Annotated in this window: 12 protein-coding genes; 10 read left to right on the forward strand and 2 right to left on the reverse strand. The window is 64.3% G+C overall.

Features of this window, described 5'->3' with window-relative positions; all coding sequences use genetic code 11:
- The first annotated feature begins 37 nt into the window (after positions 1-37).
- From AC25M7_RS13660 to AC25M7_RS13680, 5 genes are all read left to right on the forward strand, one after another.
- On the forward strand, positions 38-1,633 hold the full coding sequence (locus AC25M7_RS13660; protein ID WP_028689624.1) for an ABC transporter substrate-binding protein: 1,596 nt from the start codon (positions 38-40) through the stop codon (positions 1,631-1,633).
- 76 nt (positions 1,634-1,709) lie between these two features.
- Positions 1,710-2,720, forward strand: a complete 1,011-nt coding sequence (locus AC25M7_RS13665) for an ABC transporter permease subunit (protein ID WP_028689623.1) — start codon at positions 1,710-1,712, stop codon at positions 2,718-2,720.
- Positions 2,721-2,730: 10 nt separating this feature from the next.
- Positions 2,731-3,657: an ABC transporter permease subunit gene (locus AC25M7_RS13670; RefSeq protein ID WP_028689622.1), complete on the forward strand. Its 927-nt coding sequence runs from the start codon at positions 2,731-2,733 to the stop codon at positions 3,655-3,657.
- A gap of 10 nt (positions 3,658-3,667) precedes the next feature.
- Positions 3,668-4,636: an ABC transporter ATP-binding protein gene (locus AC25M7_RS13675; protein ID WP_028689621.1), complete on the forward strand. Its 969-nt coding sequence runs from the start codon at positions 3,668-3,670 to the stop codon at positions 4,634-4,636.
- The gene (locus tag AC25M7_RS13680; RefSeq protein ID WP_288522311.1) at positions 4,636-5,604 is read left to right on the forward strand and encodes a peptide ABC transporter ATP-binding protein; all 969 of its coding nucleotides are present in this window, start codon (positions 4,636-4,638) and stop codon (positions 5,602-5,604) included. The genes AC25M7_RS13675 and AC25M7_RS13680 overlap by 1 nt, the downstream gene beginning before the upstream one ends.
- 145 nt (positions 5,605-5,749) lie before the next feature.
- On the opposite strand, the gene AC25M7_RS13685 is transcribed toward AC25M7_RS13680, so the two are convergent.
- Complete coding sequence (locus AC25M7_RS13685; RefSeq protein ID WP_028689619.1) at positions 5,750-6,661, reverse strand: hypothetical protein; 912 nt, start codon at positions 6,659-6,661, stop codon at positions 5,750-5,752.
- A gap of 228 nt (positions 6,662-6,889) precedes the next feature.
- Here AC25M7_RS13685 and AC25M7_RS13690 point away from each other — a divergent pair, with 228 nt between their 5' ends.
- The 4 genes from AC25M7_RS13690 (at position 6,890) to AC25M7_RS13705 (ending at position 10,678) form a co-directional block, all read left to right on the forward strand.
- Positions 6,890-7,699, forward strand: coding sequence for an AraC family transcriptional regulator (locus AC25M7_RS13690; RefSeq protein WP_247283581.1), 810 nt, complete (start codon positions 6,890-6,892; stop codon positions 7,697-7,699).
- A 65-nt stretch (positions 7,700-7,764) separates the two neighbouring features.
- Positions 7,765-9,171 carry an NAD(P)/FAD-dependent oxidoreductase gene (locus AC25M7_RS13695; RefSeq protein ID WP_062364533.1) on the forward strand — a complete coding sequence of 469 codons (1,407 nt, stop codon included), beginning with the start codon at positions 7,765-7,767 and terminating at the stop codon, positions 9,169-9,171.
- Between the two features lie 33 nt (positions 9,172-9,204).
- Positions 9,205-9,546, forward strand: a complete 342-nt coding sequence (locus tag AC25M7_RS13700; RefSeq protein WP_028689616.1) for a cupin domain-containing protein — start codon at positions 9,205-9,207, stop codon at positions 9,544-9,546.
- Positions 9,547-9,598: 52 nt separating this feature from the next.
- On the forward strand, positions 9,599-10,678 hold the full coding sequence (locus AC25M7_RS13705; protein ID WP_062364535.1) for a polyamine ABC transporter substrate-binding protein: 1,080 nt from the start codon (positions 9,599-9,601) through the stop codon (positions 10,676-10,678).
- A gap of 88 nt (positions 10,679-10,766) precedes the next feature.
- Here the strand turns inward: AC25M7_RS13705 and AC25M7_RS13710 are convergent, their stop codons facing one another.
- Positions 10,767-12,350, reverse strand: coding sequence for a peptide chain release factor 3 (locus AC25M7_RS13710; RefSeq protein WP_028689614.1), 1,584 nt, complete (start codon positions 12,348-12,350; stop codon positions 10,767-10,769).
- 494 nt (positions 12,351-12,844) lie between these two features.
- Between AC25M7_RS13710 and AC25M7_RS13715 the strand changes: the two genes are divergently transcribed.
- Positions 12,845-13,558 carry an ABC transporter permease gene (locus tag AC25M7_RS13715; protein ID WP_028689613.1) on the forward strand — a complete coding sequence of 238 codons (714 nt, stop codon included), beginning with the start codon at positions 12,845-12,847 and terminating at the stop codon, positions 13,556-13,558.
- Positions 13,559-13,563 lie beyond the last annotated feature (5 nt).

Raw genomic sequence — 13,563 nt, forward strand, 5'->3', positions numbered from 1 at the left:
GGCGGCTACGCTGGAACTAGCACTGCAGGGAGGTTCCATGAAAATGCTACCGCTACGTGCTGCCTTGGCAGCCGTCATCCTGGGCGCCGCATCGAATCTGGCGGCCAAGCCGCTGGTGGTGTGCACCGAAGCCAGCCCGGAAGGCTTCGACATCGTCCAGTACACCACCGCCGTGACCGCCGACGCCACGGCCGAGGCCATCTTCAACCGCCTGGTCGACTTCAAGCCCGGCACCACCGAGATCCAGCCGGCCCTGGCCACCAGCTGGGACGTCAGCCCCGACGGGCTGGTCTATACCTTCCACCTGCGCGAAGGCGTCAAGTTCCACACCACCGACTACTTCACCCCCACCCGCGACTTCAACGCCGATGACGTGCTGTGGAGCCTGAACCGCCAGTTGAAGAAAGACCACCCATGGCACGACAAGACCAGCGTCGGCTACCCCTATTTCGAGAGCATGGCCTTCAAGGACCTGCTCAAGTCGGTCGAAAAGACCGACGACCACACCGTGGTGATTACCCTGACCCGCCCGGAAGCACCCTTCCTGCGCGACCTGGCCATGGCCTTCACCTCGATCTACTCCGCCGAGTACGGCGACCAGTTGCTCAAGGCCGGCAAGACCGGCGATCTCAACAGCAAGCCGATCGGCACCGGCCCGTTCGTGTTCCAGCGCTACAGCAAGGACGCCCAGGTTCGCTACAAGGCCAACCCGGACTACTTCCGCGGCAAGCCGCCAGCCGACGGGCTGATCTTCGCCATCGCCACCGACAGTAACGTGCGCCTGCAAAAGTTGCGTGCCAACGAGTGCCAGATCGCCCTGTACCCCAAGCCTGACGACGTGCCGGGGATCAAGACCGATCCAAAACTCAAGGTTGCCGAGATCGAGGCGCTGGTCACCGGCTACATCTCGATGAACACCCAGCACAAGTACCTGAGCGACGTGCGCGTGCGCAAGGCGATCAACATGGCCTTCGACCGCCAGACCCACGTCGACCAGCTGTTCGGCAAGGGCAACGCGCTACCGGGGGTCAACCCGTACCCGCCGACCATGATCGGCTACAACACCGACAACAAGAACCCGCCCCACGACCTCGACAAGGCCCGTGCCCTGCTCAAGGAGGCTGGTGTGCCGGAAGGCACGGTGATCACCCTGTTCACCCGCAACGGCGGCGGCCCGACCAACCCCAACCCGCGTCTGTCGGCCGAAATGCTTCAATCCGACCTGGCCAAGATCGGCATCAAGCTCGACATCCGCGTGATGGAATGGGCCGAAATGCTGCGTCGCGCCAAGAAGGGCGAGGCCGACCTGGTGTCGGCGGGCTGGGCCGGCGACAACGGCGACCCGGACAACTTCCTCACGCCGATGCTCAGCTGCGATGCGGCCAAGAGTGGCGAGAACTACGCGCGCTGGTGCAACCAGAAATTCCAGGACCTGATCACCCGCGCCCGCGAAGTGATCGACAACGACGAGCGCGCCAAGCTCTATAACGAGGCTTTGGCGGTGTACGATGAAGACCAGCCGTGGATCAGCATGGCCCACCCGAAAATGTTCACCGCCATGCGCGCGAACGTCGAAGGCTATGTGATCAACCCACTGACCAACAACAACTTCGCCACCACCCGGGTGAAGTAGAACAACAACAGCCGCCGGACCTTGTGCAAGAGGCCCCGGCGGCGCGCCGTTACCGGCTGATGAGGTACCCCTGACAATGTTGAGTTTTATTGCCCGACGCCTGGGTCTGCTGATCCCGACCTTCTTCGGTATCACCCTGCTGACCTTCGCGCTCATACGCCTGATCCCCGGCGACCCGGTCGAAGTGATGATGGGCGAACGCCGGGTCGACCCCGAAATGCACGCCCAGGCCATGGAGCGCCTGGGCCTGAACAAACCGCTGCCGGCCCAGTACCTGGACTATGTCGGCAAGCTCGCCCAGGGCGACCTCGGCGAATCCCTGCGCACCCGTGAAAGCGTATGGAACGAGTTCCTCACCTTATTCCCGGCAACCCTGGAGCTGGCCATGGCCGCCCTGCTGTTCGCCGGGGTCATCGGCCTGCTGGCCGGGGTGATTGCCGCGCTCAAGCGCGGCTCGCTGTTCGACCACGGGGTGATGGGGATCTCCCTGGCCGGCTACTCGATGCCGATCTTCTGGTGGGGCCTGATCCTGATCATGTTCTTCTCGGTAAGCCTGGGCTGGACGCCGGTCTCCGGACGCATCGACCTGCTCTACGACATCGAACCGAAAACCGGCTTCATGCTCATCGACACGCTGCTCAGCGACGAGGAAGGCGCGTTCAAGGATGCAGTGATGCACCTGATCCTGCCGGCCATCGTGCTGGGCACCATCCCGCTGGCGGTGATCGCCCGCATGACCCGTTCGTCGATGCTCGAGGTGCTGCGCGAGGACTACATCCGTACCGCCCGCGCCAAGGGCCTTTCGCCGTCGCGCGTGGTGTTCATCCACGGCCTGCGCAACGCGCTGATCCCGGTGCTGACCGTGTTCGGCCTGCAGGTCGGCACGCTGCTCGCGGGCGCCGTGCTCACCGAAACCATCTTCTCCTGGCCGGGCATCGGCAAATGGCTGATCGAGGCCATCGGTGCCCGTGACTACCCCGTGGTCCAGAACGGCATCCTGTTGATCGCCTGCCTGGTGATCCTGGTCAACTTCGTCGTGGACATCCTCTACGGCCTGGCCAACCCACGCATCCGTCATCAGCGCTGAGGACTCCGCCATGACCAGCCCGATTCCAAAATCCGTCACCCCGCCCAGCGTGGTCGACCAAAGCTTGCTCTACCCCTCGCCATACAAAGAGTTCTGGCAGGCCTTCTCGCGCAACAAGGGCGCGGTGGCCGGCCTGGCCTTCATGACCCTGGTGGTGTTCTGCGCCCTGTTTGCCCCCTGGGTCGCGCCGCACAACCCCAGCGAGCAGTACCGCGACTTCCTGCTCACCCCACCGGTGTGGCTCGAAGGCGGCACCTGGCAGTTCATCCTCGGCACCGACGAACTGGGCCGCGACCTGCTCTCGCGCCTGATCCAGGGCGCCCGCCTGTCGCTGCTGATCGGCCTGTCATCGGTGGTGATGTCGCTGATCCCGGGCATCCTGCTGGGCCTGCTGGCCGGCTTCTTCCCGCAGATCCTCGGCCCCTCGATCATGCGCCTGATGGACGTGATGCTGGCCCTGCCATCGCTGCTGCTGGCCGTGGCCATCGTCGCCATCCTCGGCCCAGGCTTGATCAACACGGTGATCGCCATCGCCATCGTCTCGCTGCCCTCCTACGTGCGCCTGACCCGCGCCGCGGTGATGGGCGAGCTGAACCGCGACTATGTCACCGCCGCGCGCCTGGCCGGCGCCGGCCTGCCACGCCTGATGTTCGTCACCGTGCTGCCCAACTGCATGGCGCCGCTGATCGTCCAGGCAACGCTGAGCTTCTCCTCGGCCATTCTGGATGCCGCCGCCCTGGGCTTCCTCGGCCTCGGCGTCCAGCCGCCGACCCCCGAGTGGGGCACCATGCTGGCCTCGGCCCGCGACTACATCGAGCGCGCCTGGTGGGTGGTGAGCCTGCCCGGCCTGACCATCTTGCTCAGTGTGCTGGCAATCAACCTGATGGGCGACGGCCTGCGCGATGCGCTGGACCCGAAACTCAAGAACGCCGCCTGAGGAGAACGCCATGTCACTGTTGCAGATCAACAACCTGAACGTGCGCTTCGGCGACGCCAATGCCGTGCCCGTGGTGGATGGCCTCGAACTGAGCGTGGACGCCGGCGAGATCCTCGCCATCGTTGGCGAGTCCGGCTCCGGCAAGTCCGTCACCATGATGGCCCTGATGGGCCTGATCGACGCCCCTGGGCGCATCACCGCCGACGTGCTCAACTTCGACGGCATCGACATGCTCAAGCTCAGCGGCCGCCAGCGCCGCAAAGTGGTGGGCAAGGACATCGCCATGGTCTTCCAGGACCCGATGACCGCGCTCAACCCCAGCTACACCGTGGGCTACCAGATCGAGGAAGTGCTGCGCCAGCACCTCGGCCTGAAAGGCAAGGCCGCGCGCCAGCGTGCCCTTGAGCTGCTGAAGAAGGTCGAGATCCCGGCCGCCGAAAGCCGCCTGGACGCCTACCCGCACCAGCTGTCCGGCGGCATGAGTCAACGGGTGGCGATCGCCATGGCCATCGCCGGCGAGCCGAAGCTGCTGATCGCCGACGAACCGACCACTGCCCTGGATGTGACCATCCAGGCGCAGATCATGGAGCTGTTGGTCAACCTGCAGAAGGAGCGCAACATGGCGCTCATTCTCATCACCCACGACCTGGCGGTGGTCGCCGAGACCGCCAAGCGCGTATGCGTGATGTACGCGGGCCAGGCCGTCGAAGTCGGCCAGGTGCCGGAGCTGTTCGACATCCCCGCCCACCCGTACAGCGAAGCGCTGCTGGCGGCCATCCCCGAGCACAGCATCGGCGCCGAGCGCCTGGCCACCCTGCCCGGCATCGTCCCCGGCCGCTATGACCGCCCGCAAGGCTGCCTGCTGTCGCCGCGCTGCCCCTATGTCCAGGAAAACTGCCGCCGGCAGCGCCCGGCCCTCGATCCCCAGGCCCACAGCCTGGTGCGTTGCTTCTATCCGCTGAACCAGGAGGTGGCGTGATGGCCGTCGTTCTTTCCGCTCGTGAGCTGACCCGCCACTACGAAGTCTCCCGCGGCATGTTCAGGGGGCATGCGCTGGTCCGCGCGCTCAACGGCGTGTCGTTCGAACTGGAGGCCGGCAAGACCCTGGCCGTGGTCGGTGAGTCCGGCTGTGGCAAATCGACCCTGGCCCGGGCCCTGACCCTGATCGAGGAACCCTCCTCCGGCTCGCTGCAAATCGCCGGCCACGAGGTCAAGGGCGCCAGCAAGGACCAGCGCAAGCAACTGCGTCGCGACGTGCAGATGGTGTTCCAGAGCCCCTACGCCTCGCTCAACCCACGGCAGAAGATCGGCGACCAGCTCGCCGAGCCACTGCTGATCAACACCTCGCTGAGCAAGACCGAGCGTCGCGAGAAAGTGCAGAAGATGATGGAGCAGGTGGGCCTGCGCCCCGAGCACTACCAGCGTTATCCGCACATGTTCTCCGGCGGACAGCGCCAGCGCATCGCCCTGGCCCGGGCAATGATGCTGCAGCCCAAGGTGCTGGTGGCCGACGAGCCGACCTCGGCCCTCGACGTGTCGATCCAGGCCCAGGTGCTGAACCTGTTCATGGACCTGCAAAAGGAGTTCAACACCGCCTACGTGTTCATCTCCCACAACCTGGCGGTGGTACGTCATGTGGCCGACCAGGTGCTGGTGATGTACCTGGGGCGGCCGGCGGAAATGGGACCGAAGGAAGATATCTACGAGAAGCCGTTGCACCCGTACACGCAGGCGCTGCTGTCTGCGACCCCGGCGATCCACCCGGATCCGCTCAAGCCGAAGATCCGCATCGCCGGTGAACTGCCCAACCCACTGAATCCGCCGGATGGTTGCGCGTTCCACAAGCGTTGCCCTTATGCCACCGACCGTTGCGCCAAGGAAGTACCGGCGTTGCGGCAGGTGAGTACACGGCAGGTGGCTTGCCATTATGCCGAGCAGTTCCTGTAGCGGGATGCCCCAATGAGAACGCCGCCCTTCGGGGCGGCGTTTTCATTTCTCAGTGCATGAACAATGCAATCAGGATGATCACGGGAATAGGTACTCCGAGCATCCACAGCAATAATGAGCGCATGACAGATCTCCTTGTTCCAAGTTATCGGATCGGTGCAGCGGTGTGGCGCACGTTGTAGTCGGCCGGACTGCCTTGCAGCCACTGCACCCGGTCACGCTGCCGGCCGCCGAACAATGCCGCCAGGCTGGCGAAGAAGGCGCCGCAAAGCAGGGCGACGAAGGTCCACAACGCCGTCCAGGCCGCCGCCTTGGTCGCAACGTCTGCAGCTTGTTTGGCCTCGAGCTTGGCTTGCTGCAGCTGCGCATAGACCTGATCGACCCGGGCTTCAGCCTCGGGTTGTGTCAGGCGTGTGCGCTGGGCGACAACCTGGGCCAGGTAGGTCCGGTCCTCCGGCGAAAGTGCGCCCCCCTGGACTAGCGAGCGTGTCAGAATGCGCGCCGCCACACCATTTGCCGCGTCGTCACTGACCGCCACCGGGCCTTGGCCGCGGAACAAGCCATCGACGAAGTAGCCCATCGAGTCTCGACCTTGACGATCGCTGCCAGCCACGCCTGCAGCCGCAGTGGCGCCAGCCACCCCGGACGCTGCAGTAACACCGGCTCCCAGCAGGTTGCCCGCAGTACCCAGCACCAACAGGGCGGCCACGAGCGTGGCAACCGCCCAGGCCAGGAAGCCATGGGCAGTGTCGCGGAAATACACTTCGTCGCCGTGCAGGTTGGCCCATTTCACGCGAAGACGTCCCGCGATGTAACCACCTAGACCCGAGGCCAGTATCTGGGTGATCAATAGCCAGATGATGGTTGAAATGCCAAGGACCTTGGCGCTGGCGCCTTCGTCGGCCCAAGGCGAGGTGGCGGCCAGCCCCAACCCTGATCCCAATATCACCAGGATCAGGGACAATGCGGCCGCTGCTGCTGCGCCAGCGAAGATCGCGGCCCAGGAAACACCGGAGCGATTGGGGTCGTTGGTGGGGTAATCGGCAGGTGTGATCATGATTTCGACGCCTTATCTGAGGGGAGGTCCGTTCTCGGGTAAGGCGGTGCAGGTGCTGTGCCACTTTGTGTCAAAACATGACTTCTCTATAAATCAGGTAGTTGGCTTGTAGGAAATCGCTGAACATCATGCAAAATGCCAGATCGTGCCGAAAAAGACAGGGCCTTCTGCAATCCTGAATGCAAGCGTTCTTGTCAGACCGGGACATGACGAGGCACCATCAGCGGCATGTCTATCACCACCGTCCCCGACGGCCCTGGGCAGACCCCGCTCACCGCCGACACCGTCATGCGCTACCACCTGTGCTGGAAGCATCGCGACCTGGACGGGGTGATGGCGCTGTACCACCCAGACATCCAGTACCACGACTTCTTCCAGAACCGCGTGCTCGGCTTCGACGAACTGCGCGACTACGTGCGCGCCTGCCTGCCCCATGAAGCCGGCGAGGACATCGTCCACAGCGACCGCATCCGCGTCGACGGCTGCACAGCGTTCATCCAGTACCAGGTCACGGTCCAGGGCGGCCAGGGATTGGTGGCGTTCCAGTCCAGCGAAGCGATCACGGTCCGGGACGGGCTGATCTGGCGGGTCAACGAATACGCCACCCTGGTGCGCCAGGGCAGCAATGCCAGCCTGCCGCACGGCCCGCGCCCGGCGACCAGCCGCCTGGGCCTGTCACCACGCCAGCTGTCGACCATGGCCCAGGACCTGGAGCATTACTTCCAGGCCCAACGTCCCTACCTCGACCCGGACCTCGACCTGCAGCAGGTTGCCGACGAAAGCGGCTACAGCCGCAACCAGATCTCCTACCTGCTCAACCAGGTGCTCGGTCAGAGCTTCTACCGCTACGTCAACCAGGCGCGCCTGCAACACCTGATAGCCAGCCTCGATGCTGGCAGCGCGCGTACAGCTATCGACGAACTGGCGTTCAATGCCGGCTTCAACTCGCTGTCAGCCTTCTACAAGTGCTTTCGCGAGCACACGGGACTGTCGCCCAAGGCCTACCTCAAGCAAATTTCCCTGCGTGCACGCACGTAAGACAGCCCGCCTTGCGCTTCACTAGGATCGCCCACAGACCTCGACCGGATGTGGAGCCCGACCCGATGCAACCCCTGCGCACGATCAGCCTGTGGATGGACCAGCTCGACGAGCCCCTGTGCGCGCGCCCGGCCCTGCGCCAGGACCTTGATGTCGATGTGTGCATCATCGGCGCCGGTTACACCGGCCTGTGGACCGCTTACTACCTCAAGCGCCAGGCGCCGCAGTTGAACATCGCCGTGATCGAGGCCAATATCGCCGGCTTCGGCGCCTCCGGACGCAACGGCGGCTGGCTGATGGGCAACCTGCTGGGCGAGGATCGCCTGCTGGCCACGCTCTCGCCGCAGCAGCGGCGTGAAAGCATCGACCTGCTGCACGGCATTCCCGACGAAGTCCACGATGTGCTCCTGCGCGAAGGCATCGCCTGCGACTACCGCAAAGGCGGGGTGCTGTACTGCGCCGCCCGTTACCCGGAACAGGAACGCAGCCTGCGCGCCTGGCTCGATGACCTCTACCGCCAGGGCATGAACGAGGACGACTACCGCTGGCTGCGCCCCGAACAGCTGGATGCCCAGTTGAAGGTGAGCAACCCCTACGGCGCCCTCTACAGCCCGCATGTGGCCACGATCCAACCGGCCAGATTGGTGCGCGGCCTGGCACGGACGGTCGAGGCCATGGGCGTGCCGATCTACGAAAACACCCCGGCCATCGACTGGCAGACCGGCGAAGTGCGCACCCCACTGGCACGCATCCGCAGCCATTGGATGGTGCCGGCCGTCGAAGGCTACGCCGCCAGCTTGCCCCCGCTCGGGCGGCACCAGTTGCCGGTGCAGAGCCTGCTGGTGGCCACCGAGCCGTTGCCCGAGTCGACCTGGGAACAGATCGGCCTGAGCCAGGGCCAGGCCTTCAGCGAAAACAGCCGCCAGGTCACCTACGGCCAGCGCAGCGCCGACAACCGCCTGGTGTTCGGTGCCCGCGGCGGCTACCGCTTCGGCGGTCGCCTGCGCGAGAACTTCACCCTCACCGACAACGAGATCGAGCTACGCCGCTACCTGTTCGGCGAGCTGTTCCCGCAGCTCAAGCATGTGCGCATCACCCATTCCTGGGGCGGCAACCTGGGCATGGCCCGGCGCTTCCGCCCGCACATGCTGTGCGATCGCCAGCGCGGCATCGCCCTGTCCGGCGGCTACGGCGGCGAAGGCGTCGGCGCCACCAACCTGGGCGGACGCACCCTGGCGGCCCTGATCCTCGGCCAGCACAACGCGCTCACCGCCCAGCCCTGGGTGCATGACAACCGCCCGCTGGCGAGCCTGGCCAGCTGGCCACCTGAGCCCTGCCGCTGGCTGGGCTACAACGCGATCATCCAGAGTTTCGTCCACGAGGACCGGACCCTCGCCAACCCGGCCAGTGCCCCCTGGCGGCGGCGCCTGGCCAGCGGGTTGGCCGACTTCATGGAAGGTTTCATGCACTGACTTCCCTTCATCACCACACAGGATCCACCGGTCATGAGCATCACCCAGTTCAAGCACACCGACAGCGTTATCCTGGACAGCGCCACCCCGGTTGCCGTGCCCCTCGGCGAGCCGGTTGCGGTCACCTCGGTCACCTGCATCGAACGCAATGACGGCGTCGAGACCGGGATATGGGAGTGCACCCCGGGGCGCTGGCGGCGGCAGATCGTGCAACAGGAGTTCTGCCACTTCATCAAGGGCCGCTGCACCTTCACCCCAGATGGCGGCGAGCCGCTAGTCATAGAAGCCGGAGACGCCCTGATGCTACCGGCCAACAGCGTCGGCACCTGGGATATCCAGGAGACCGTGCGCAAGACCTACGTACTGATTTTCTGATCCGCTGATCGCCTGCCTTCGATAACAACAGACAAAGCAAGGTAACCCCGACATGCGCACGCTCCTTATCGCTCCCCTGATGCTGGCCGCAAGCGTTGCCGGCGCCGCCGACTCGGTGAAGATCTACAACTGGTCGAGCTACATCGCCCCGGACACCCTGAAGAGCTTCCAGCAAACCACCGGCATCGTGCCCACCTACGATGTGTTCGACAGCAACGAGACACTCGACGGCAAGCTGATGACCGGCAACTCCGGCTACGACGTGGTGTTCCCGTCCAACCACTTCATGGCCCGGCAGATCCAGGGCAAGGCCCTGAAAAAACTGGACAAGTCGCAGCTGCCGAACTGGAAGAACCTCAACCCGGTGCTGCTCAAGGCGCTGGAGGTGAACGACCCGGGCAACCAGTACGGCTTCCCCTACCTGTGGGGCAGCACTGGCATCGGCTACAACATCGACAAGGTCAAGGCGGTGCTCGGCGACAACGCGCCCATCGACTCGTGGGACCTGTTCTTCAAGCCCGAGTACCTCTCCAAGCTCAAGCGCTGCGGCGTGGCCGTACTGGACAATGGCCCCGAGCTGCTGCCGATCGCCCTGCACTACCTCGGCCTGCCGCACCACAGCCAGAACCCGGCGGACTACGACAAGGCCAAGGCGTTGCTGATGACAGTGCGCCCGTACATCAGCTACTTCCACTCCTCGAAGTACACCGGCGACCTGGCCAATGGCGATGTGTGCCTGGTGGTGGGCTTCTCGGGTGACGTGCTGCAGGCAAAGAACCGCGCCGAGGAGGCGAAGAACGGGGTGAAGGTGGGCTACTCGATTCCGAAGGAAGGCGCGCCGATGTGGTTCGACATGGTCGCCATGCCGGCCGATGCGCCCAACGAGAAAGCCGGGTACGCCTACATGAACTATCTGTTGCAGCCGGAAGTGATGGCGAACATCAGCAACTTCGTGCAATACGCCAATGGCAACCAGCAGGCCGACGGGCTGGTGGACCCGGCGATGAAGGGCAACACGATGATCTACCCGAGCGCGGATGTGATGGGCAAGCTGTATGCCCTGGAGGCGATGCCGGCGAAGATCGACCGGATCAGGACGCGGATCTGGACCAGCATAAAAGCAGGGAATTGATTGCGGGTATTACGCAGCCCCTGCAGGAGCAGCCTTGCCGAGGCGTCGGCAAGGCCGCTGCTACAGGATCAGATGTAGGCCTGTACGATCAGTGATGCTCGCGAGTAGCGCGGAACTTGATGTCCGGCCAGCGCTCTTCCATCAGCGACAGGTTGACCCGGGTCGGGGCCAGGTAGGTCAGGTGACCGCCGCCGTCGATGGCCAGGTTCTCCATGGCCTTGTTCTGGAATTCCTCGAGCTTCTTCTTGTCGTCGCAGCTGATCCAGCGCGCCGACCAGACGGTGATCGGCTCGTAGGCGCACTCGACCTTGTACTCTTCCTTCAGACGGCTGGCGACCACGTCGAACTGCAGCACACCGACCGCGCCAAGGATGATGTCGTTGCTGCGTTCGGGGAAGAACACCTGCGTCGCGCCCTCTTCGGCCAGTTGCTGCAGGCCCTGGCGCAGCTGCTTGGATTTCAGCGGGTCCTTCAGGCGCACGCGGCGGAACAGCTCCGGGGCGAAGTGCGGGATACCGGTGAAGCCCAGGGCCTCGCCTTCGGTGAAGGTGTCGCCGATCTGGATGGTGCCGTGATTGTGCAGGCCGATGATGTCGCCGGCATAGGCCTCTTCCAGCTGCTCACGCTCGGAGGAGAAGAAGGTCAGCGCATCGCCGATGCGCAGGTCCTTGTTGATCCGCACATGGCGCATCTTCATGCCCTTCTCGTACTTGCCCGAGCAGATACGCATGAACGCGATGCGGTCGCGATGTTTCGGGTCCATGTTCGCCTGGATCTTGAACACGAAACCGGTGAACTTCTCTTCCACGGGCTCAACGGTACGCTCGTGGGCCACCCGGCCCAGCGGGCGTGGCGCCCAGTCGACGACCGCGTCGAGCACATGGTCGACACCGAAGTTGCCCAGGGCGGTACCGAAGAACACCGGGGTCAGCTGGCCGTTGATGAACTCGTCCTGGTTGAACTCGTGGCAGGCACCCTGCACCAGTTCCAGTTGCTCGACGAACGAATCGTACTGGTCACCGAGGTGCGCGCGGGCCTCGTCGGAGTCCAGGTTCTGGATGATCTTGGCTTCGGTGCGCTCGTGGCCGTGGCCCGGGGTGTAGACGACGATGTAGTCGCCGGTGAGGTGGTACACGCCCTTGAAGTCGCGGTAGCAACCGATCGGCCAGGTAATTGGCGCGGCCTTGATCTTCAGGACTGCCTCGATCTCGTCGAGCAGTTCAATCGGATCACGGATGTCACGGTCGAGTTTGTTGATGAAGCTGACGATCGGCGTGTCGCGCAGGCGGCAGACGTCCATCAGGGCGATGGTACGCGGCTCTACACCCTTACCACCGTCGAGCACCATGAGCGCCGAGTCCACCGCGGTCAGGGTGCGGTAGGTATCTTCCGAGAAGTCCTCGTGGCCGGGGGTGTCGAGCAGGTTGATCATGTGCTCGCGGTAAGGGAACTGCATCACCGAGGTGGTGATGGAGATGCCGCGCTGCTTCTCCATTTCCATCCAGTCGGAGGTGGCGTGGCGGTCGGACTTGCGCGACTTCACGGTACCCGCGACGGAGATCGCCTTGCCCATCAGCAGGAGCTTCTCGGTGATGGTGGTCTTACCGGCGTCGGGGTGGGAAATGATTGCGAAAGTGCGGCGCTTCGCGACTTCGGCGGCCTGGTTGGTCATGGGAAATCGCCTGACTGGGGATTCAAAAAGGGGCGATATCATACCTGAAGTCGGGGCGCGGGCCAAAACCGAAGATACGAAAGGCGCCTCCCGAACGGGCACGCGTGGGACCGGGCTTGCCCGCGAAAGGACCGGAACAACCACAACCAATCTACCGGACAATCGCTTTATCACGACAAATGGCCACAGGACAGTTACTTCAACGCCTTCAGCACTTAAATACGCCGTTTTTTCTCGTCATGTTCACAAGCAACCAGTTATTAACACTGGCCAAATGCCGCCCAAGATGGGAACCTTTCCCTCCACGGAGACGTCCACTCCCCTGCAACCCGCTTTGGTTCAGGGCTGGTTTCACCTGCTTCACGAGCCCGACGGGGTTCGGCTCATGGCCTGATGCCGCGCATCGGGCTGCTGCTCGCGACCACGCTGCCCGCCGCCAGGAATGGCCGGCCGCACGGGGGTGTGATCGCCGACTATAAAAAAGGAGTCCGCCTGTGGCTGCACGCTACGGAAAAGGGCTGTTGGGATGGGCCGCCGTGCTCGTCATCCTGGCCCTGCTGGTCCACTGGATCGGCATCGACACGATCGCCCGCTACCGCGACGATCTTGGGTTCTACCTGCAAGCGCACCTGGTCCTGGTGCTGGCTTCGATGGCGGCGGCGCTGGCCGTGGGCATCCCCGCCGGCATTGCCTTGAGTCGACCGCACCGGGTCGACAAGGCCGAGCGCTTCATGCAGTTTTTCAACGTTGGCAACACCATTCCTCCCCTGGCCGTCCTGGCCATCGCCCTGAGCATCCTGGGCATCGGCGCAGGTCCCGCGATCTTCGCGCTGTTCCTCGCCTCCCTGCTGCCCATCGTGCGCAATACCTACGAGGGCCTGAAAAACGTCCCCGCCTCGCTCAAGGAAGCCGCCACCGGTATCGGCATGACCCCGCGCCAGCAGCTGTGGCAGGTGGAACTGCCCAATGCCGTGCCGATCATCGTCGGCGGGGTGCGCGTGGCCCTGGCGCTGAACGTGGGTACCGCGCCGCTGGCATTCCTGATCGGCGCCAACAGCCTGGGCAGCCTGATCTTCCCCGGCATCGCCCTGAACAACCAGCCGCAGCTGTTGCTGGGTGCCGCGTGCACCGCGCTGCTGGCCCTGGCGCTCGACGCGCTGGTGAGTTTCTCCAGCAAGCGCTGGCTGGAACGTGGCCTGGCCCGTTAACGAGA

Source organism: Pseudomonas sp. P106(2024), from assembly GCF_057480815.1.

What these genes read in the sequence shown, in the direction of transcription:
- AC25M7_RS13695 (WP_062364533.1), top strand. Translation starts at nt 7,765, where the DNA reads ATGCAACCCCTGCGCACGATCAGCCTGTGGATGGACCAGCTCGACGAG.
- AC25M7_RS13675 (WP_028689621.1), top strand. Translation starts at nt 3,668, where the DNA reads ATGTCACTGTTGCAGATCAACAACCTGAACGTGCGCTTCGGCGACGCC.
- AC25M7_RS13665 (WP_028689623.1), top strand. Translation starts at nt 1,710, where the DNA reads ATGTTGAGTTTTATTGCCCGACGCCTGGGTCTGCTGATCCCGACCTTC.
- AC25M7_RS13690 (WP_247283581.1), top strand. Translation starts at nt 6,890, where the DNA reads ATGTCTATCACCACCGTCCCCGACGGCCCTGGGCAGACCCCGCTCACC.
- AC25M7_RS13660 (WP_028689624.1), top strand. Translation starts at nt 38, where the DNA reads ATGAAAATGCTACCGCTACGTGCTGCCTTGGCAGCCGTCATCCTGGGC.
- AC25M7_RS13680 (WP_288522311.1), top strand. Translation starts at nt 4,636, where the DNA reads ATGGCCGTCGTTCTTTCCGCTCGTGAGCTGACCCGCCACTACGAAGTC.
- AC25M7_RS13670 (WP_028689622.1), top strand. Translation starts at nt 2,731, where the DNA reads ATGACCAGCCCGATTCCAAAATCCGTCACCCCGCCCAGCGTGGTCGAC.
- AC25M7_RS13705 (WP_062364535.1), top strand. Translation starts at nt 9,599, where the DNA reads ATGCGCACGCTCCTTATCGCTCCCCTGATGCTGGCCGCAAGCGTTGCC.
- AC25M7_RS13700 (WP_028689616.1), top strand. Translation starts at nt 9,205, where the DNA reads ATGAGCATCACCCAGTTCAAGCACACCGACAGCGTTATCCTGGACAGC.
- AC25M7_RS13710 (WP_028689614.1), bottom strand. Translation starts at nt 12,350, where the DNA reads ATGACCAACCAGGCCGCCGAAGTCGCGAAGCGCCGCACTTTCGCAATC.
- AC25M7_RS13685 (WP_028689619.1), bottom strand. Translation starts at nt 6,661, where the DNA reads ATGATCACACCTGCCGATTACCCCACCAACGACCCCAATCGCTCCGGT.